The 19,679-nt window shown below is 62.9% G+C and carries 21 protein-coding genes; 11 read left to right on the top strand and 10 right to left on the bottom strand.

Going from position 1 to position 19,679, the window contains the following annotated elements:
• Positions 1 to 4: 4 nt before the first annotated feature.
• On the bottom strand, positions 5 to 571 hold the full coding sequence (locus tag AC1DSF_RS06705; RefSeq protein WP_478126451.1) for a peroxiredoxin: 567 nt from the start codon (positions 569 to 571) through the stop codon (positions 5 to 7).
• 71 nt (positions 572 to 642) lie between these two features.
• Here AC1DSF_RS06705 and AC1DSF_RS06700 point away from each other — a divergent pair, with 71 nt between their 5' ends.
• The 4 genes from AC1DSF_RS06700 (at position 643) to AC1DSF_RS06685 (ending at position 3,639) form a co-directional block, all read left to right on the top strand.
• Positions 643 to 2,220, top strand: a complete 1,578-nt coding sequence (locus AC1DSF_RS06700) for a phospholipase D-like domain-containing protein (RefSeq protein ID WP_478126450.1) — start codon at positions 643 to 645, stop codon at positions 2,218 to 2,220.
• Positions 2,221 to 2,284: 64 nt separating this feature from the next.
• Positions 2,285 to 2,629: a hypothetical protein gene (locus AC1DSF_RS06695; RefSeq protein WP_478126449.1), complete on the top strand. Its 345-nt coding sequence runs from the start codon at positions 2,285 to 2,287 to the stop codon at positions 2,627 to 2,629.
• Positions 2,622 to 2,864, top strand: a complete 243-nt coding sequence (locus AC1DSF_RS06690) for a hypothetical protein (protein ID WP_478126448.1) — start codon at positions 2,622 to 2,624, stop codon at positions 2,862 to 2,864. Before AC1DSF_RS06695 ends, AC1DSF_RS06690 begins: the two co-directional genes overlap by 8 nt.
• 208 nt (positions 2,865 to 3,072) lie before the next feature.
• Positions 3,073 to 3,639 carry a hypothetical protein gene (locus AC1DSF_RS06685; RefSeq protein ID WP_478126447.1) on the top strand — a complete coding sequence of 189 codons (567 nt, stop codon included), beginning with the start codon at positions 3,073 to 3,075 and terminating at the stop codon, positions 3,637 to 3,639.
• Positions 3,640 to 3,649: 10 nt separating this feature from the next.
• Here the strand turns inward: AC1DSF_RS06685 and AC1DSF_RS06680 are convergent, their stop codons facing one another.
• Positions 3,650 to 6,169 carry a sodium-translocating pyrophosphatase gene (locus AC1DSF_RS06680; protein WP_478182475.1) on the bottom strand — a complete coding sequence of 840 codons (2,520 nt, stop codon included), beginning with the start codon at positions 6,167 to 6,169 and terminating at the stop codon, positions 3,650 to 3,652.
• Between the two features lie 252 nt (positions 6,170 to 6,421).
• Here AC1DSF_RS06680 and ppa point away from each other — a divergent pair, with 252 nt between their 5' ends.
• A complete protein-coding gene (gene ppa, locus AC1DSF_RS06675) occupies positions 6,422 to 6,949 on the top strand; it encodes an inorganic diphosphatase (RefSeq protein ID WP_478126445.1) in 528 nt (175 codons plus the stop codon).
• Between the two features lie 66 nt (positions 6,950 to 7,015).
• On the opposite strand, the gene AC1DSF_RS06670 is transcribed toward ppa, so the two are convergent.
• Positions 7,016 to 8,191, bottom strand: coding sequence for a GNAT family N-acetyltransferase (locus AC1DSF_RS06670; protein ID WP_478126444.1), 1,176 nt, complete (start codon positions 8,189 to 8,191; stop codon positions 7,016 to 7,018).
• A gap of 10 nt (positions 8,192 to 8,201) precedes the next feature.
• Positions 8,202 to 9,140, bottom strand: coding sequence for a DMT family transporter (locus AC1DSF_RS06665; RefSeq protein ID WP_478126443.1), 939 nt, complete (start codon positions 9,138 to 9,140; stop codon positions 8,202 to 8,204).
• A 108-nt stretch (positions 9,141 to 9,248) separates the two neighbouring features.
• Between AC1DSF_RS06665 and AC1DSF_RS06660 the strand changes: the two genes are divergently transcribed.
• Together AC1DSF_RS06660 and AC1DSF_RS06655 are read left to right on the top strand one after the other, a co-directional pair.
• Positions 9,249 to 10,943, top strand: coding sequence for an NAD+ synthase (locus tag AC1DSF_RS06660; RefSeq protein ID WP_478143131.1), 1,695 nt, complete (start codon positions 9,249 to 9,251; stop codon positions 10,941 to 10,943).
• The gene (locus AC1DSF_RS06655; RefSeq protein ID WP_286565984.1) at positions 10,940 to 11,278 is read left to right on the top strand and encodes a P-II family nitrogen regulator; all 339 of its coding nucleotides are present in this window, start codon (positions 10,940 to 10,942) and stop codon (positions 11,276 to 11,278) included. The genes AC1DSF_RS06660 and AC1DSF_RS06655 overlap by 4 nt, the downstream gene beginning before the upstream one ends.
• Positions 11,279 to 11,407: 129 nt before the next feature.
• Here AC1DSF_RS06655 and AC1DSF_RS06650 read toward each other — a convergent pair whose 3' ends face one another.
• From AC1DSF_RS06650 to AC1DSF_RS06625, 6 genes are read right to left on the bottom strand one after another with little or no spacing between them, the layout of a single operon-like run.
• Positions 11,408 to 11,998, bottom strand: coding sequence for an LOG family protein (locus AC1DSF_RS06650; protein ID WP_478126441.1), 591 nt, complete (start codon positions 11,996 to 11,998; stop codon positions 11,408 to 11,410).
• Positions 11,999 to 12,047: 49 nt separating this feature from the next.
• The gene (locus AC1DSF_RS06645; RefSeq protein WP_478126440.1) at positions 12,048 to 12,440 is read right to left on the bottom strand and encodes a diacylglycerol kinase; all 393 of its coding nucleotides are present in this window, start codon (positions 12,438 to 12,440) and stop codon (positions 12,048 to 12,050) included.
• Positions 12,437 to 13,021, bottom strand: a complete 585-nt coding sequence (locus AC1DSF_RS06640; RefSeq protein WP_478126439.1) for an RDD family protein — start codon at positions 13,019 to 13,021, stop codon at positions 12,437 to 12,439. The genes AC1DSF_RS06645 and AC1DSF_RS06640 overlap by 4 nt, the downstream gene beginning before the upstream one ends.
• Positions 13,022 to 13,031: 10 nt before the next feature.
• On the bottom strand, positions 13,032 to 13,865 hold the full coding sequence (locus AC1DSF_RS06635) for a DUF3106 domain-containing protein (protein WP_478126438.1): 834 nt from the start codon (positions 13,863 to 13,865) through the stop codon (positions 13,032 to 13,034).
• 14 nt (positions 13,866 to 13,879) lie between these two features.
• Positions 13,880 to 14,314, bottom strand: a complete 435-nt coding sequence (locus tag AC1DSF_RS06630; protein ID WP_478126437.1) for a DUF3619 family protein — start codon at positions 14,312 to 14,314, stop codon at positions 13,880 to 13,882.
• Positions 14,311 to 14,877, bottom strand: a complete 567-nt coding sequence (locus AC1DSF_RS06625; RefSeq protein WP_478126436.1) for an RNA polymerase sigma factor — start codon at positions 14,875 to 14,877, stop codon at positions 14,311 to 14,313. Before AC1DSF_RS06625 ends, AC1DSF_RS06630 begins: the two co-directional genes overlap by 4 nt.
• Positions 14,878 to 15,173: 296 nt before the next feature.
• Between AC1DSF_RS06625 and AC1DSF_RS06620 the strand changes: the two genes are divergently transcribed.
• The 4 genes from AC1DSF_RS06620 (at position 15,174) to pssA (ending at position 19,629) form a co-directional block, all read left to right on the top strand.
• Positions 15,174 to 16,958, top strand: a complete 1,785-nt coding sequence (locus tag AC1DSF_RS06620; protein WP_478126435.1) for an acetolactate synthase 3 catalytic subunit — start codon at positions 15,174 to 15,176, stop codon at positions 16,956 to 16,958.
• Positions 16,959 to 17,088: 130 nt separating this feature from the next.
• Positions 17,089 to 17,580 carry an acetolactate synthase small subunit gene (gene ilvN / locus AC1DSF_RS06615; RefSeq protein WP_478126434.1) on the top strand — a complete coding sequence of 164 codons (492 nt, stop codon included), beginning with the start codon at positions 17,089 to 17,091 and terminating at the stop codon, positions 17,578 to 17,580.
• 43 nt (positions 17,581 to 17,623) lie between these two features.
• Entirely contained in the window at positions 17,624 to 18,640 is a 1,017-nt protein-coding gene (gene ilvC, locus AC1DSF_RS06610; RefSeq protein WP_478126433.1) for a ketol-acid reductoisomerase, read from the top strand.
• Between the two features lie 164 nt (positions 18,641 to 18,804).
• Positions 18,805 to 19,629: a CDP-diacylglycerol--serine O-phosphatidyltransferase gene (gene pssA / locus AC1DSF_RS06605; RefSeq protein WP_478126432.1), complete on the top strand. Its 825-nt coding sequence runs from the start codon at positions 18,805 to 18,807 to the stop codon at positions 19,627 to 19,629.
• The last annotated feature ends 50 nt before the right edge of the window (positions 19,630 to 19,679 follow it).

Raw genomic sequence — 19,679 nt, 5'->3', positions numbered from 1 at the left:
GGTTTCAGCGCGAAGCCGTGGCCTTCGGCAGGGCGCGCACGGCATTGAGCATCCGCTCCACGTGCTTGTCGGGGTTCAGGTTCTGGTAGTAATAGGCGACGTTGCCATTGGGGGCGATCACATACGACAGCCGGTTGGCAAAATCCGGGCGCGTTTGCATGAGTGCATCGAAGCCCTGGATGACTGTCTTCGCCGAGTCGGACGCGACCGGAAAGCGGTTCTGGCATGACTTCACCGAGAACCTGGTCAGCGTCTCGATGTCGTCGGCCGACACACCGATCACGGTGGCGCCGAGGGCCGCGAACTGGTCGATCGCTTCGGCAAAGGCGTGCGCCTCGATGGAGCAATCGTTCGAATCAGCGGCGGGGAAGAAATAGACCACCACCGGACCTTTGGCGAGTTGCTCGGCAAGCGAATACTGGAATGTTTTTCCGCCAAGAGCCGCCGTGGCCGTGAACTTGGGAGCAGGATCGCCGATGTCCAGTGCCGCGAAAGCGGGCGGTGCCAGAACTGCGGCAATTGCAATGCCAATCCCAAGCAAAGCCGGACGGGCAGAGATCGTGAGCGTCATGATGTAACCCTGCGGAAGGTCCGACGAATTCTAGGACGCAAGGGCGCAATAGCAACCGAGGTGGAAAGACGATGACTTTCGGAACGACCCGCTGGCTGCACGCCGCCTTTTCATGCGCCTTGCTTGCCATGCTGACCGCTTGCGGGTCTTTGCCGCAGATGCATGAACGCGCGGACGAGTACGCTGCGCCACCCGATCAGTCCACCCGGCTCGCAAAGATCGTCGATGATTCGACGCCGCCCGGTGAGCACTCCGGTTTTCGCCTGATGCCGCTGGGCGTCTATTCGCTCGACGCCCGGATCCAGCTCGCCAAGCGGGCCCAACAGGCGCTCGTGGTGCAGTATTACCAGCTCGAAAACGACGGCACCGGCCGATTGCTGATGCGGGCTTTGCGGGAAGCCGCGGCGCGGGGCGTGAAGGTGAGGGTGCTGGTGGACGACCTCTACACCGCCAAGAGCCAGGAGCCGCTGCTGGAGCTCGCGCAGGTGCCAAACGTCGAGGTGCGGCTGTTCAATCCGTTCTGCTGCGGGCGCAACGGCTTCATCTCGCGTTTTGCCGCTTCGCCGCAGGACATCCCGCGTCTCAATCACCGCATGCACAACAAGCTCTTCATTGCCGATGGCGTGGTGGCGGTCGTGGGCGGACGCAACATCGCCGATGAGTATTTTGTGCTTAGCCAGGCGCAGAACTTCATTGACATGGACGCCGTTGTCGTCGGGAAAGTGGTGCCGGAGCTCGAGGCAGTCTTCGACACCTTCTGGAACGCCGAGCAGGTCTGGCCCATCGAAGACATCGTGCACGCCACTCGGGGGAAAAAGCCCACGGCCGAAGATTTCGACAATTGGATCGGCATGTCCGCGCCTGCGCCCCGGCTGGAGCTTCCGCCGGTGGACGTCCTGGGATACGGCCCGATCACGGAGGAACTGGACGGCGGCCGCATGGGGCTGCTCTGGGGCGAAGCCCATGTGATTGCCGATCCGCCGAAGAAGCCCACCTACATGAATGCCGACGAGGCGCTTGCCACCAGCGTGACCATGAAGGTCTGGGGGCTGATGATGGATGCGAAGACCGAAGTGAACCTGACTTCCCCCTACCTGGTGCCGGGGGAAAAGGGCATGGCCGCCTTCGACGATCTCGCGCGGCGAAAGGTCAAACTGACGCTGCTGACCAATTCGCTCGCCGCCAACGACGAGCCGCTGGTGCACACGGCCTATGCCCGCTATCGGGAGCGGCTCCTTCGCAGCGGCGCCGACCTCTACGAGCTGAGCCCCGAGCGAACGATCGCCAGCGAACGCTTCGGCATGTTCGGCAACTCGCTCGGCCGCCTGCACGCCAAGACGGCAGCGATCGACAAGCAGCGCATCTTCATCGGATCCATGAACCTCGACCCACGATCGGCGACGCAGAACACCGAAATGGGTGTCGTGGCCGAAAGCCCGCAACTTGCGCGCGAAATGCTGCGAGTCATCAACATCAGCAAGCTCCAGAATTCGTATCGCCTTCGCCTGAACAAGGAAACGGGAGCCTTGCAATGGCTGACCACCGATGGCGAAAAAGAAATAATCCTGACTTCCGAACCTGAGGCCAGCTTTTTTCAACGTTTTTACAACGTGCTGGTCGGGCCGATCGTTCCGGAAATGCTGTTGTAATCCCCGGATGGTCACCACGGCACCCCGTCCTTGCAATTCGGCTCCGGCTCCCCACATGCTTCGCATGAACGCTACACATACTCCTGCGAACAAGTCCGACCTGGCTGTAACGCACGTGCTGGCCCAACTCCTCGAGCGCATCGAGCACAGTTCCGAGCCCGTCGGGGCCGAGCAATATCGGTCCGTCGTCATGCACCTCGTGGATGAATTCCGCGATGTAGAACCAGGTGCCCAACTGGGCCAATTGCTCGACGCCTACCCGGCCGCCGCCGAGGTGTACGAAAATCTCAACTACCAGCATGCGGGCCTGTGCCGCACCGCGCTGGACGTATCGCTATCCGCTGAACTGGCCGCCAAGAGCGCTATAGAGCGCGCCATGAAGCGTGGCCCGGAAGCCGCCCATGAGTAAGACTGAAGTCAAGACCACCGTTCTAGAGGACGGCCTGCGCTACAAGGCGAAGGCGTCCGGATCCCCATTTCGCGCTTCGGCGTCGTTCAGCGGCGCGACGATGTCGTGCTTCATGTGCGGAAAGCACCGCGTGCGCTCGCAGATGCGCACCCGTCAATTGCTCGGCAAATCGCAGACGGTTTGCGCGCCTTCCTGCAAGGCACTCGACGAACTCGTGGCTTCCGGGGGCGGCTAAGCCCCCTTCTCGGGGGCGATCGGCCGCCGAATTAGTACTTCGTACCGCCTATCAAATCGGAAGAATTCGAACTACAGTTGGAAACAACTGACGCAACTATTTGCATCAGAGCAAAGTTCCAATTGATGGTTGATTCCATGTTTCCGATGAATTCGATAGCTCTTCAAGCCCTGAGCACGCTTCGATTCAATGCGAAAGGACGTGCCCTGTGAGCCGCCAACGCCACGTGATCATGCAGGTCGTCAAACGATCCGGCGGTGCGACGCACCACGTCGAGTTTTCGATGGACGACAACTTCGCCGAGCGACTGCGGCAATTGCGCTCGCTCGTTCCACCCCTGAACGCCCTGAACAAGCAACGCGACCTCGTCATCGACAAGGTCCGCGTGCGCTTGCCGACGGCTGTGTGGCGATGCGGCGTTGACATCGACAGCTCGGTCGACGGGTCTTGCATCGTGATCGCTGCCGAAGGTTTTTTCAATTGCGGGGCCAAGGACCGCAAGACCAAGGAAAAGCTGGTCACCTATACCTTTCCTATCGCGAGGCTGATCGAGCTTCACGTGGAGCGACCCGAGGGCGAGACTTTCTACATCCGCGACGGCATCTTCACCAATGACGAGCCGGCGGACTCAGCGGCCGGACGCTGGGTCGCTTCGCTGCATGAGCTCGACGAAATGCGTGTCCCCGAGGCGCCATCGGACTTCGACACGCTCCAGGGCGTGCCATTGCGAAGCGAGCAGGGCGCCTCGCCCACGCGCTCGGTCAGCCTGAACTGACCGTTTCTCGCTACTGAACCTTCACCTCGACGCGGCGGGCTTCGCCCGCAGAGCCGTCGCCCTGGGCTTGCGCGGGCTTGGCGAGTTCGACCTTGTCGTCAGGCACGCCCGCCATCCGAAGCGCGGCGCCTACCGCCATTGCGCGTTGCTTGGCGAGTTCGGCGTTCTTCTCTGCGTCTCCGCTGGCATCGTGGAAGCCGCTCACCACCACATGACCACCGGCCTGTACGTTCTTCGCGATGTCGGCCAGCGCTTCGTTCGCGCCGGCCGGTACTTCGGCGCTGCTGCTGGCAAAGTAGAACTTCACCACGCCGCCTTCGGTCTTGATCGACGCGCCTGAGTCCGCGGCCACCGGGGCCGATACCGGCGCAGCCGCGGCGGGGGCTGCGGCGGGGGCTGCGGGCGCAGCAGGTGCGGTTAGCGGTGCTGGCGTTTCTGCCGGCTTGGTCATTGCACCCGCTTCACCCGAATGAAACTTGACCACCAGCGGGACGATCAGGAGCGCCACGATGTTGATGATCTTGATCAGCGGATTGATGGCCGGGCCGGCAGTGTCCTTGTAGGGGTCGCCCACGGTGTCGCCGGTCACGGCGGCCTTGTGCGCCTCCGAGCCCTTGCCGCCGTGGTGGCCATCCTCGATGTACTTCTTCGCGTTATCCCACGCGCCGCCGCCCGTGCACATGGAGATCGCCACGAAAAGACCGGTCACGATGGTGCCCATCAGCAAGCCACCGAGCGCCTTCGGCCCGAGCACCAGGCCGACCAGAATCGGCACGACCACCGGCAACAGTGACGGGATCATCATTTCCTTGATGGCCGCACCAGTCAGCATGCTCACCGCGCGACCGTATTCGGGCTTGGCGGTGCCTTCCATGATGCCCTTGATCTCGCGGAACTGGCGGCGCACTTCCTCCACGACGGAACCCGCCGCCCGGCCGACGGCTTCCATTGCCATGGCGCCGAAAAGGTAGGGGATCATGCCGCCGATGAACAGTCCAACGATCACCATCGGATCGCTCAGATTGAAGTCGATCGCAAGGCCGTAGCCTTCGAGCTTGTGCGTGTAATCGGCAAAGAGCACCAGCGCCGCAAGCCCTGCGGAGCCAATCGCATAACCCTTGGTTACGGCCTTCGTGGTGTTGCCGACAGCGTCGAGCGGGTCGGTGATGTCGCGCACACTGGCTGGCAGTTCGGCCATCTCGGCGATGCCGCCGGCGTTATCAGTGATGGGGCCGTAGGCGTCGAGCGCGACGACGATGCCGGCCATGCTCAGCATCGCCGTTGCCGCCACTGCGATGCCATAGAGGCCGGCCATCGTGTAGGCGGCCAAGATTGCGATACAGACGCAGATCACCGGCCAAGCGGTCGAACGCATCGAAACGCCAAGGCCAGCAATGATGTTGGTGCCGTGGCCGGTCGTCGAAGCCTGCGCAATGTGACGTACCGGCGAATATTGCGTGCCGGTATAGAACTCGGTGATCCACACCAGTGCAGCCGTCAGCGCCAGCCCGACAAAACAGGCACCGAAAAGCTTGAGCTGGCTGCCGGTGGGAGCGATGGCGTTGTCGGGGATCAGCCAGCTCGTCACGAACCAGAACGCGATCAGCGACAGGATGCCCGCTACCGCCAAGCCCTTGTAGAGCGCGGGCATGACATTGACCATGCCTGGAGAAGCTTTCACGAAGAAGCAGCCGATAATCGAAGCGATGATCGACACGCCGCCGAGCGCCAGGGGATACATCACCGCGTTGACCGGTGCCGCGGACACCATGAGCGCGCCCAGGACCATGGTCGCGATCAATGTCACGGCGTAGGTCTCGAACAGGTCGGCGGCCATGCCGGCGCAGTCGCCGACGTTGTCGCCCACGTTGTCGGCGATCACGGCCGGATTGCGCGGATCGTCTTCAGGGATGCCCGCTTCGACCTTGCCCACCAGGTCGGCGCCCACGTCGGCGCCCTTGGTGAAGATGCCGCCGCCCAGGCGCGCGAAGATCGAGATCAGCGAAGAGCCGAAGGCGAAACCGATCAACGGATTGAGCAGGCTCGCGAGGCTCTTGTCCGGTGTGATCGTGGCGCTGCCCGCCAGGTACCAGTAGAAGGCCGACACGCCCAGCAGGCCGAGCCCCACGACCAGCATGCCGGTGATGGCCCCACCGCGAAACGCCACGTCGAGCGCCGGGCCGATGCCCTTGGTGGCCGCCTGCGCCGTGCGAACGTTGGCCCGGACCGAAACGTTCATGCCGATGAAGCCGCAGGCGCCTGAAAGCACCGCGCCGATGATGAAGCCCACTGCCGTGGTCAAGTCGAGAAAGATGGCGATCAGTATTGCAAGCACCACGCCTACGATGGCGATGGTGAGGTACTGCTTCGCGAGGTAGGCCGCCGCGCCGGTCTGGATCGCGGCTGCGATTTCCTGCATTCGGGCGTTGCCCGCGTCTTTCGAAAGAATCCAGCTGCGCGCCCAGAACCCATAAGCCACGGCCACGAGGCCGCAGACAATGGCGAGGACGAGAGGGGTGTTGCCAGTCATGCCTTTGCTTCTCCATTAGTTCGACTTAACTTTGTGGAGACGAAAGCTCGACCTGTGCGCAACGCGTACGGGTCAGTGCTTCCGCCGCGTTGCTTCCTCGAAGCCCCGGTGCCGCAAAGGCAGGGGCCGATTGGCCAACGGGTTCAATTTACAGGCAAATGCGGCTTTGTGTGCGACTGTGCCGTGACATGGAAAGTAAACTTCGGGTTTGTCCGCATCTCGCTAACCTCCTCCTACTCCTAAAGACAGACCATGTCCCTCGGCAAAGTTCACCCCGGAAAAGACGCTCCCGAATCTTTCAACGTCATCATCGAAATCCCGATGAACGCTGATCCGATCAAGTACGAAGTCGACAAGGAATCGGGCGCGATCTTCGTCGACCGGTTCATGACGACGGCGATGCACTACCCGACCAACTATGGTTATGTGCCGCAAACCCTGTCGGGCGACGGCGATCCGGTGGACGTGCTGGTCATCACGCCCTACGCGCTGGTGCCTGGCGTGGTGGTGCCGTGCCGGCCCATCGGCATCCTCATGATGGAAGACGAAGCAGGCGTGGACGGCAAGGTGCTGGCCGTTCCGACCGACAAGGTGCTGCCGATCTACAGCCACTGGAAGAAGGTGGAGGACGTGAACCCGATGCGCCTGAAGGCCATCACGCACTTCTTCGAGCACTACAAGGATCTCGAAGCCGGCAAGTGGGTCAAGGTGCTGGGCTGGGAAGGCATCGACTCGGCCAAGAAGGAAATCATGGACGGCATCGCTAACTTCAACAAGTAAGTTTCGCGGTCGATCATTTTTCAGGGCGTCTCGTGGCATGTGTCGCGAGGCGCTTTTTTCATGCCTTCATTCTTGTTGGCGGAATGGGCTGCGCTCTTCGAGATGGTCCATGTAGTTCTCGATGCCCGCGCCTTCGCGTTCCAGAAAGCGCTCGACCGCGTCGGCGAAAGACGGGTGCGCCAGCCAATGCGCGCTCGTGGTCTTGACCGGCATCAGCGCGCGCGCCATTTTGTGTTCGCCCTGCGCGCCGCCTTCGAAGCGCAGAACGCCATGCTCGATGCACCACTGCAGCGGCTGGTAGTAGCAAGCCTCGAAGTGCAGGCAGTCGACCCGTTCGAGCGCGCCCCAGTAGCGGCCGTAGGCGATGAGCGGATGCTCCGATGCGTTGCTTCTGCCGACGCCGGCGGACAATGTGATCAGGCTCGCCGCGATCGGCTTGCCGCCGCGCTCGGCGATGAAGAGCAGCCAGGCTTCCGGCATGCTCGCCGCCATGCGATGAAAGAAGTCGCGGTTCAGATAGGGCGGATTGCCGTGCTCGCGGTAAGTGCGCGCATAGCAGCGATAGAAGAAATCCCAGTCGGCGCTGTCAATGTCGGTTCCACGCGACCAGCGAAAGCTCACACCTGCCTCATGGACCTTGCGGCGCTCCTGGCGGATCTTCTTGCGCTTGTCATGAGCCAGGCTCGCAAGGAACGCGTCGAAATCGCTCCATTGCGCGTTGTTCCAATGGAACTGGACCGTGTGCCGCAGCATGAGTCCGGCGTCGGCGCACGCAGCGATATCTTCGTCGGCGCCGAAAAGCAGATGCAGGGAAGACACTTCCGTCTGCTCACACCAGGCGACCAAGGCTCGTGCCAAAAGCGCTCGGCTGATGTCGTCGCGCGCGAGCAGCCGGGTACCCGGCACGGGCGTGAAAGGCACCGCGACGACCGCCTTGGGGTAGTAGGCCAGCCCGTGCTGCTCGTACGCATTGGCCCAGGCCCAATCGAAGACGTACTCCCCGTACGAATGGTCCTTGACATAGAGCGGGCATGCCGCCAACAGCTGCTTGCCGCGCCAGAGCGCCACGAAGTGCGGCGCCCATCCTGTCTTCGGCGAAGCGCTGCCGCTGGCGTCGAGCGCGTTCAGGTAGGCATGGCGCATGAAGGGGGAGGGCGCGGCCTGCTTGGCGAGCAAGCCGTCCCACGCGGCGGCGTCGATCTCGGCGATCGAGCGATGGATGCGAACGATAGGGTCAGTCACTGCAAACTCGTCAACTGCGGCGGGCCCCGAGCGTCTCGGCCACGTAAATGCCGCCGAGCACGAGGGCCAGCGCTACCGCGTGGTAGATCGACAGGGGCTCGCCCAGGATCATCACGGCCAGCAGCGGCCCGAAGATCGGAACCAGATTGAGAAAAACGCCGGCCCGCGCCGGCCCGATCAGTCCCACTGCGTGAATGAAGGTGATCTGCGAAATGAAAGACGGCAGCAGGCCGACGAAGATCACCAGTGCGATGCCCCTGCCCGTGGGCATGAAGAACTGGCCCATTGCGACCTCCGCAGCCACCAGCGGCAGTGAGACCAGGCACGCGACCAGGGCGGTGGCAGCAAAGAAGACGATCGCTGGCACCGCGGGTCTTCTGCGCAGACCCAGTGCATATCCCGCATACAGGAGGCACGCGATCACCATCCAGACGTCTCCGACATTGAACGCAAGACTCGCCAGCAACGCAAACTCACCGCGAGACGCGACGACCGCGATGCCGGCCAGTGTCATGACAACGCCCACGATCTGCAGGCCAGTGATGCGCGTGCCGAAGAACAAAAAGCTGCCGACCAGCACCAGCACGGGAATGGTGCCCTGAATGATCGCGATATTGATGGCCGTTGTGTGATGGGCCGCCGCATAGAACAGCGCGTTGAAACCCGTGAAGCCGAGCGCACCCATCAGCACGATGGACCGCCAGAACGGCAGCAGGGAGCGCCAGTGCATGGCGATCTGTTGCCGCGACGTAAGACCGAGGGCGAGACAACAGACGATCCAGCGCGAGAAGGTCAGCATCATCGGCGAGACCTCACCCACGGCGAGCCGCGCAGCCACGGCATTGGCGCCCCAGATCAGCGTGGTGAAGACCAGGAGCAGATAGGCCTGGCCCTGCGGGCTCGGAACGACGGAATCGAAGAAGGCGGAAATTGAAGAGCCGGTGCGCATCGCTTCATGAGGGTAACAGCCCCTGCGATGCCGCGTGGCCCGAGGGTTGCAAGGCGTGGGCGCCGATATGTGGATGACATAATCGATCAGCCCTTTGCTTGCTCTCATATGACTCTGAAACTCGCCATCGCGCAGCTCAATTTCGTGGTCGGCGACCTTACCGGCAATGCGCGGAAGATCGTCGACGCCGCGCGATCCGCCTATCAGCAAGGGGCACGCCTCCTGCTTACACCGGAGCTTTCGATCTGCGGCTATGCGGCGGAAGACCTGTTCCTGCGGCCCGCCTTCGTTGCCGCCTGCGACGATGCCGTAAAGGTGGTGGCCGCCGAACTCGCCGATCTCGATGGCATGGTGGTGGTGGTTGGCCATCCGACGGGCGGCAGCCTGCGCAGCAAGTCGGTCGCCGTGCAATTGCGGCACAACGCGGCCAGCGTGCTCAGCGAAGGGCGCATCCTCGAGACTTACGCCAAGCGCGAACTGCCCAACTACCAGGTTTTTGACGAGCGCCGGTATTTCACGCCCGGCGAAGGCGTCTGTGTGTTCCAGGCGGGCGGCGTGTCCGTCGGCCTGCTGATTTGCGAAGACGCGTGGTTCGACACTCCCGCGCGACTGGCCAAGGAGGCGGGTGCCGAAGTGCTGGCGGTCATCAACGCGTCGCCGTTTCACGTCGGCAAGGGCGGCGAGCGCCTGACGCGCATGGCCGAGCGCGCGCATGCGGTAGGCCTGCCGCTGGTATATGCGCACCTCGTCGGCGGCCAGGACGAAGTGGTCTTTGACGGGGGCTCCTTCGCGCTGCAGGCTGAAGGCACGCGCGCGCTGCAAGCGGAAAGTTTCAAGGAACAACTGGTCCTCGCGCAAATGGAGCGCAGTGCGCAAGGGATGCGCTTCATGCCCGACGACTCCGCCGCCTCGGCACCGCGCGAAGCCGAAGCGCAACTGTGGGACGCCCTCGTACTCGGCGTGCGGGACTACATCGGAAAGAACGGCTTTCCGGGCGCGATCCTCGGCCTTTCGGGCGGGATCGACTCGGCGCTTGTGCTCGCGGTTGCGGTCGATGCGCTCGGCAAGGACAGGGTGCGGGCCGTGATGATGCCTTCGCCGTACACCGCTGACATCAGTTGGATCGATGCGCGTGAAATGGCTCGGCGCATGGGCGTGCGCTACGACGAAATCTCGATCAAGCACACTTTCGAGTCGTACCTCGGTGCATTGGCCAATGAGTTCGAGGGGCTGCGCGAAGACACCACCGAAGAAAACCTCCAGGCGCGCATCCGCGGTACCTTGCTGATGGCGCTGTCGAACAAGTTCGGCTCTATCGTGCTGACCACCGGCAACAAGAGCGAAATGGCGACGGGCTACTGCACGCTTTACGGCGACATGGCGGGGGGCTTCGCGGTCATCAAGGATCTGCTGAAGACAACGGTGTTCGCGCTGGCACGCTGGCGGAATGCGCATGACCCCTACGGCACAGGCCACGAGCCAATCCCCGAGCGCATCATCACGCGCCCGCCGAGCGCCGAGTTGCGGCCGGACCAAACCGATCAGGACAGTCTGCCGCCCTACGACGTCCTCGACGGCATCCTGTCGCGCTACATGGAAGACGACGAAGGGATCGACGAGATCATCGCGGCGGGCTATGACCGGGACGTGGTCGAAAGAGTGGCGCGCCTGATCAAGATCAATGAATACAAAAGGCGTCAGGCACCCGTGGGAATCCGGGTCACCCATCGCAGCTTCGGCAAAGATTGGCGCTACCCTATTACCAGCAAATTCAACGAAACCGCCGGAAGAAAGCCCCTATGAAGCAAATCACTGCCATCCTCAAACCGTTCAAGCTCGATGACGTGCGCGAGGCCTTGGCCGAAGTGGGCGTCACTGGCCTCACCGTGACCGAAGTGAAAGGCTTTGGCCGCCAGAAGGGTCATACCGAGCTGTACCGTGGCGCTGAATACGTGGTCGACTTCCTGCCGAAGATGAAGGTCGAGGTGGTGGTCAACGAGGCGGATGTCGATCGCTGTGTCGATGCGATCGTCAGCGCTGCGCGCACCGGCAAGATCGGGGACGGCAAGATCTTCGTGACGAACGTGGAGCGGGTCGTGCGCATCCGCACGGGGGAAGAGGACGAAGCTGCGGTCTGACGGCTGGCTCGCCCCCAGGCTGCGCGCACTTCGTGTCGCTTCGCCTTCCCCCTGCCCGGGGGCAACACCGGCGGCCCGGCAAAGCCGGTTCCGCGGTGTTTCTGGAAGGAACTCGTTGCGACGCGGTCCTTATAGGATCTGGGCTAATTTGTCGGACTTGGGGTGGCGGGTGTGCTCTTGCCGGAGTGCTTCCAGGAGGGCGGGCGCGTCGGTGGCGGAGCGGATGAGGTCCATTTGCCATTCGCCCATGAAGCCTTCGCGGACGCTGTGGGCGAGGAAGGCGAGGAGGGCGTCGTAGTAGCCGGCCACGTTGAGGATGCCGACTGGCTTGTCGTGGTAGCCGAGTTGGCGCCAGGTCCAGATCTCGAACAGTTCCTCGAAGGTGCCGATGCCGCCGGGCAAGGCGAGGAAGGCGTCGGCTCGCTCGCCCATCATGGCCTTGCGCTCGTGCATGGTGTCTACAACGTGAAGCTCGTCGCTTTGGCGGTTGGCGAGTTCCCTGTCGACGAGGGCCTTGGGGATGATGCCGACGACACGGCCGCCGGCCGCACGGGTGGCGTCGGCGACGGTGCCCATCAGGCCCGTTCGACCGCCGCCGTAGACCAGCTGGCCGCCTTGTTCGCCGATCCAGCGGCCGACCGTCTGGGCGGCGGCGGTGAATTCGGCTTGCTCACCTGGGCGGGAGCCGCAATAAACGCATATCGAAAATCTAGGAGTCATCTCCGTATCATGCCGCGCCAGCGTGACGTTCGGGCTCCGGGGCCATGCGTCAACCCGCCAGGCGCTGCCAAACTGCGGTGATCCAGACGCCGGCGCACAGGAGGATGGACACAAGCACCGCGGCGCTGCCCACGTCCTTCGCCGTCTTGGAAAGTGGATGCCACTCGGCACCCACTCGGTCGATGGCGGCCTCGATGGCCGTATTGAGCAGTTCGACGATCACCACGAGAGCCAGTACGGCAAGAAGCAGCGCGATCTCCATCCAGCGCTGGCCCACCCAGAACGCAGACGGCACCATGACGATGGCGCAATAGATTTCCTGCCGGAATGAGGGCTCCTGCCAGCCGGCGCGGAAGCCGTCGACTGAAATCCGCGCTGCGTGCCAGATGCGAACCAAACCCCGACGTGCTTTTTGCGGGTTGGCCGTTTCCGTGGTGCTCATCTGCGGCTGAGCGGCTTCGACGGAATCAGGCGCGTGCCAGCCCATGCGTCATGCCAGAACTGTCGCTCTGGCTGAAACCGGGCCAACAGCGCCCACACCAGGACCCAGCCAAAAACCAGCACCGACGCTTCGCCGCCGCCGAGCTTGAACGGGGAGATGGCGGCCAGCGGCGGCAAGAACCAGATCCAGCTCAACAAATATCGCAGCAGCGCGCGACCTTGCGTCAGGGGTCGCCCGAAACGGTCAACGACCCGGATCCCCCAGGTTTTCATGGCGAGGGTCTGCCCCTTCGACCAAAACCAGACGAAGTAGACGCCGAATACCACGAACAGGAAGGCCTGCAGCAGATGCCGGCGGGAATCCATGCCGTCGCGCATCTGCCCGAGGGTGCTGAAAAGCCAGCCTGCAACGAACACTACCGCAAACAGCAGCATGCCTTCATAGAGCCAGCAAGCCATGCGGCGCCACAGACCGGGTGCTGGCAAAGCGGGCGAGGCGGGCGAGACAGGCGGACTCTGTGCGGGCGCTCCAGCGGCGGCAGCACGATCGGAGCCAGGGGTGCCGGAGGACGTGGAAGACATCGACAGCGGCTCAGGGCGCGGAGGCGGGTTGGTCGGACACGCGCACGGGCGCTTCAGATGCGGACGGAGCCGGCACCTGAGCCTCTGCGCTCACGGGCGGAAAGGAAGCCGAGGCTGCGGACGTGGGTGCGGGCGCGGGCGTGTTTGCCGCAGATGGCGCGGGCACCGGATGTGCCGTTCCCACAGGCGCAGAAGCCGCCGCGGCAGTGGTCGCGGGCGGGGCCAGCTGTATGCGGGGCATGTGCAGGTTGTCGGGGCCGACGGCGGGGACGGGCGCCAGCTTCTGGCGTGGCACTGGGCGGATCGTCGATGCCGCGCCTGGAGATTTCACGGTCGTGGCACGGGCCGCCAGCTTGCTTTTTTCTTCGTCGCTCAAGGCTTGGTAGGCCTCCCACTTCGCCTTGCGCTCGTCAGCGGGGACTTGCTTGACGTCCGCGAAGTTGAGCCGCGCCTGTTCTCGCTGCTGATTGCTCAGCTTTGCCCATTCGGTCATTCGGCTATGGAGAACTTCCTGATCCGACGCAGGCAAGCTGGCGTAATCGCGCGAAATGGCAAGCCATTTGCGCTTGTGAGGCTCGGTCAGCTCGTCCCAGTACAGGGCCAGCGGTTGTAGGGCCTTTTGCTGGCGGGCGGTGAGCTCGCGCCAGAGCGGCTTCGAGGGGGGCTTGGGCGCGACTGCGGAGGTGGTTGCCGAGCCGGTCGCTTTGCCCGGCTGGGCCTTGGCCGAAGTCGCGGCCATACCGCAGGCACACAGCAAAAGACCCGCGCTCAGCCACACGGCCGCCCAGGTGTGCGGCCGCGCGAGGCTGCGCGCTTCGGCGCGAGAAAGAGGGCGTAGCGGCATTCGGTGCGCGGCAATCAGTGTTCGGGCTCGGTGTCGGACGTCTTCAGGAACTGGGCAAATCCCGGGTCGGTATAGGCCGCCGGCGGGAGCGCGTCGGTCAGGAGCGCCGAGTCGATCGCGGCCAATTCGTTGGTGCGGTTGTCGTCCTGCATCACGCTGATCGCCACGAGCCCCGCGACGAGCGCGACGAGGGGGACGACCGATCCGATGCGGGTCCACCAGCGGGCGCCCAGCCCGAGCGACGCACTACCGCCGTGCGACAGGACGACCGGCGCACTGCGAACGTGTTCAACGACCTTCCGACGCGCCATCGCCTGCGCCCGGGCGACGCGGAGCCTTTCGCTGACCTCGTGCGAAAGTTCTACATTGCCGGCCGAGAGCCGGGCGGCCACGCGGCGGCCGAACTGCTCCTCAAGTGCAGCGGAAGAGGCGGAAAGCGATGTATTCATAGCGAAATTCCCTTGGCTTTGAGCGCCTTGCTCAAGGCGTGAACGGCGCGCGAACAGTGAGTCTTGACGCTACCTTCGGAGCACCCCATTGCAGCGGCCGTCTCGGCGACATCCATTTCCTCCCAGTAACGCATCAGAAAGGCCTCACGTTGACGACCGGGGAGCGCGGCAATTTGTTCCTCGATTTCGCGGAAGACCTGAGCCCGCCGTGTCGTGTCTTCGGCGCTTTCGGTTTCCTGGCCGTTGGTCGAGAGCTGGAAGTGCTCCAGCAGGTCGAAATCACCGTCATCGTCCAGGCTCTCGAAATCGCTTAGATTGGAGAAAAGCGCCTTGCGCGTCTTCTGCCGCCGGAACCAGTCGAGGGTGCAATTGGAGAGGATGCGCTGGAAAAGAAGCGGCAGCTCGTTGGCCGGCTTGTCGCCATAGTGCTCGGCCAGCTTCATCATGCTGTCCTGGACGATGTCCAACGCGGCTTCTTCGTCCCGCACGTGATAGACGGACCGCTTGAACGCGCGACGTTCGACGCTCTTCAGGAAGTCGGAAAGTTCTTTTTCAGTGGCCAAGCGAATCTGGCGCCGGGGACGCGCCGAGTGGGAAAGTGTCTCGAGGACATCGGGTTTTCTTGTCGCCGCGGATTATGCCCCGCACCCATCCTGGCCGTGAGAAGGGGCGCCGGTTGCTCTTTGGGCGCCACTTCCGGTGTCATAATCCGCGCTGCTAGTCAAAAGGCAAACGGGTCACGGTCCGGCGGTATGACAAATTCGCCCATGGTCGTGGCCTCAAGTCCTGACGCGGCTTCAAGAGAGCTGGCGAAGGGGCACCCAAGGTTTTTCGTTCCCGAAAATCACAAAGGTTGATCATGGAAATCTCAAAGGCGGAAATCACTTCCGCGGCAGCCGCATCCTCCGCGATGGGCAATCAAACACAAGAGCTCATGGGCGCCGAAGTGCTGGTCAAGGCACTGCAGGCTGAAGGCGTCCAGTACGTCTGGGGCTACCCCGGCGGCGCGGTGCTCTACATCTACGACGCGTTCTACAAGCAAGACACCATCCAGCATGTGCTGGTGCGGCACGAGCAAGCCGCTGTGCACGCCGCCGACGGGTATGCGCGCGCCACCGGCGAGGTCGGCGTGGCGCTGGTCACTTCCGGTCCCGGGCTGACCAATGCGGTCACCGGCATCGCGACCGCCTACATGGACAGCATCCCGATGGTCATCATCTCGGGGCAGGTCCCGACTGCTGCGATCGGGCTCGATGCATTCCAGGAATGCGACACGGTCGGCATTACCCGTCCCATCGTCAAGCACAACTTCCTCGTCAAGGATCCCAAGGATCTGGCGCTGACGATGAAAAAGGCCTTCCACATCGCACGCACCGGCCGTCCGGGCCCGGTGGTGGTGGACGTGCCCAAGGACGTTTCATTCAAAAAGGTACCGTACAGCGGCTATCCCGACAAGGTGGAGATGCGCTCGTACAACCCCGTGCGCAAAGGCCATGGCGGCCAGATCCGCAAGGCCCTGCAGCTTCTGCTGGCTGCCAAGCGCCCCTACATCTATACCGGCGGTGGCGTGCTTCTCGGCAACGCGACGAACGAGTTGCGCGCGCTGGTCGACATGCTCGGCTACCCGGTCACCAACACCTTGATGGGTCTTGGCGCCTACCCGGCAAGCGACCGCAAGTTCCTGGGCATGCTCGGCATGCACGGCACCATCGAAGCCAACAACGCCATGCAGAACTGCGATGTGCTGCTGGCGGTCGGCGCCCGGTTCGATGACCGCGTGATCGGCAATCCCAAGCACTTTGCACAGAACGAACGCAAGATCATCCACGTCGACATCGATCCGTCGAGCATCTCCAAGCGGGTGAAGGTCGACATCCCGATCGTCGGCGACGTGAAGGACGTTCTCACCGAACTGATCTCGATGATTCGCGAAAGCTCCGTCCGCACCGATGCGGCGGCGCTCGCCAACTGGTGGGAGACCATCGAGAGCTGGCGCGGCAAGGATTGCCTCAAGTACGACCGCGGCAACAAGGACGTCATCAAGCCGCAATACGTGGTCGAAACCCTCTGGAACATGACCAAGGACGCCGACACGTACGTCACGTCGGACGTCGGCCAGCACCAGATGTGGGCGGCCCAGTACTACCGTTTCGACGAGCCGCGTCGCTGGATCAATTCGGGCGGTCTTGGCACGATGGGTGTCGGCATTCCCTATGCGATGGGCGTCAAGCTCGCCAAGCCCGAATCCGAGGTGTTCTGCATCACGGGAGAAGGCTCGGTGCAGATGTGCATCCAGGAGCTTTCGACCTGCCTGCAATACAACACGCCGATCAAGATCTGCTCTCTCAACAACCGCTATCTCGGCATGGTGCGGCAGTGGCAGGAGATCGAGTATTCGGGCCGCTACAGCCACAGCTACATGGACGCGCTGCCCAACTTCGTGAAGCTGGCCGAGGCCTATGGCCACGTGGGTCTGCTGATCGAACGCCCCCAGGACGTCGAGCCGGCATTGCGCGAAGCACGCAAGCTCAAGGACCGCACGGTGTTCATGGATTTCCGCACCGATCCGACCGAAAACGTGTTCCCGATGGTCAAGGCAGGCATGGGCATTACCGAAATGCTCCTCGGCTCCGAAGACCTCTGACGCAATGTCCCTCGTCCCCGTGTCCGCAGGGACCGGGTTTCCAGTCAATTTTTACGACAAATCTATTGCCCGCCAAGCCCGCGCATTACCGTGCGCGGGGGAGGGCGGCGAAAAGAGGAGTCCTCTCGCCATGAAACACATCATTGCCGTGCTGCTCGAGAACGAGCCCGGTGCACTCTCCCGCGTCGTCGGCTTGTTCTCGGCGCGCGGCTACAACATCGAATCGCTGACCGTTGCGCCGACCGAGGACCCCAGCCTCTCGCGCATGACCATCGTCACCGCCGGCTCGGACGACGTGATCGAGCAGATTACCAAGCACCTCAACCGGCTGATCGAAGTCGTCAAGGTCGTCGACCTGACCGAAGGCGCCTACACCGAGCGCGAGCTCATGATGGTGAAAGTGCGCGCAGTCGGCAAAGAGCGTGAAGAGATGATGCGCATGACCGAAATCTTCCGCGGGCGCATCATCGACGTGACCGACAAGAGCTACACCATCGAGCTCACTGGCGATCACGGCAAGAATGACGCGTTCCTCGAAGCCATCGATCGCGGCGCGATCCTCGAAACCGTCCGTACCGGCGCAAGTGGCATTGGCCGGGGCGAGCGCATTCTGCGCGTCTGAAAACAAAGTTCCACATCCACCGAATCAACGAAGGAGAAATCTCATGAAGGTCTACTACGACAAGGACGCTGATCTCAGCCTCATCAAGGGCAAGACGGTTGCAATCATCGGCTACGGCAGCCAGGGCCACGCACACGCGCAGAACCTGAACGACAGCGGCGTGAAGGTCGTCGTCGGCCTGCGCAAGGGCGGCGCTTCGTGGCCCAAGGTCGAGAAGGCCGGCCTCAAGGTGGCCGAAGTGGCAGATGCCGTGAAGGCAGCCGACGTGGTCATGATTCTGTTGCCTGACGAGCAGATCGCCAACGTCTACAAGAACGATGTCGCGCCGCACATTAAGGAAGGCGCTTCGCTCGTCTTCGCGCACGGCTTCAACGTGCACTATGGCTTCGTGCAGCCGCGCGCGGATCTGGACGTGTGGATGGTGGCACCGAAGGCGCCCGGTCACACCGTGCGCAGCACCTATGCCCAAGGTGGCGGCGTGCCCCATCTGATCGCCGTGCATGCCGACAAGAGCGGCAAGGCGCGCGACCTGGCTCTGTCGTATGCCACAGCCAATGGCGGCGGCAAGGCCGGCATCATCGAGACCAACTTCCGCGAAGAAACCGAAACCGACCTGTTCGGCGAACAAGCCGTGCTGTGCGGCGGCACCGTCGAACTGATCAAGGCCGGTTTCGAGACGCTGGTGGAAGCCGGCTACGCCCCTGAAATGGCGTACTTCGAATGCCTGCACGAGCTGAAGCTGATCGTCGACCTGATCTATGAAGGCGGCATCGCCAACATGAACTACTCGATCTCGAACAACGCCGAGTACGGCGAGTACGTGACCGGCCCGCGCATCGTGACCGAAGAAACCAAGAAGGTCATGAAGCAGGTTCTGAAGGACATCCAGACGGGTGAATACGCCAAGAGCTTCGTGCTCGAAAACGCGGGCGGCGCGCCCACGCTGATCAGCCGTCGCCGCCTCAACGCCGAGCACCAGATCGAAGTGGTCGGCGAGAAGCTGCGGGCCATGATGCCTTGGATCAAGAAGAACAAGCTGGTGGACCAGACCCGCAACTGATCGGGGCCTTTTTCATAGCTTGCAGGGGCCACCGATCGGTGGCCCTTTTCTTTCGGGGCGCCGCGGCGCCTGAACTACACTGCCTCCGATGCGATCGTCCCCCCTATTTGCCGTGATTTCCGAAGCCTGTTGCACCCTCCTGACGTGCACTGGAGGCCGGTTGCATGCATGACGACACGCTTCCTGATGATGCGCCGCCGCGCAAGCGTCGAAAAGGCATCTACATCCTCCCGAATCTGTTTACCCTTGCAGCGCTGTTCGGAGGCTTCTATTCGATCGTGATGGCGATGAATGCGCGCTTCGATCTCGCGGCGCTGGGTGTCTTCGCGGCGATGATCCTCGACAGCCTGGATGGGCGGGTCGCGCGCATGACCAATACTCAGAGCGCGTTCGGCGAGCAGATGGATTCGCTATCCGACATGGTGTCTTTTGGCGCGGCGCCCGCGCTGATCGCGTACGAATGGTCGCTCAAGGGCCTCGGCCGCTGGGGCTGGATTGCTGCCTTCGTCTATTGCGCGTGCGCTGCGCTGCGACTTGCGCGTTTCAACGTCAATACCGGCGTCGTCGACAAGCGCTGGTTCCAGGGCCTCCCTTCGCCCGCGGCGGCGGCGCTCGTGGCGGGCTTCATCTGGCTCATGACCGAATGGGGCAAGCGCGGCGGTGAGGTGCTTTATCTCTCCTGGCAGCAGATCACCTGGATTACTTTCGCCTTCACTTTGTACGCAGGGCTCTCGATGGTGACCAACGCGCCGTTCTACAGCTTCAAGGACGTGCAGGTGAAGCGCAGCGTTCCATTTGCCGTGATCGTGCTGATCGCACTTGGGATCGCTGTCATCAACATCCATCCGCCGACCGTACTGTTCAGCCTGTTCGTGGCCTACGGCCTCAGTGGATATGTTGTCTATGGATGGCGCAAGGCCAACGGACAGCCGGTGAGCGTGATCAGCATTTCGACGGACGAGCCCGACGAACGCGGTCTCCACAACTGATCAGGCCTGTGCTACATTCGCGCCTCCCATGAACAAGATTTCGCTGGCCC

The organism is Variovorax sp. 01N429 (genome assembly GCF_056399425.1).
Note: the sequence above shows the minus strand (reverse complement) of the source record. Positions and strands in the feature narration are given on the sequence as shown.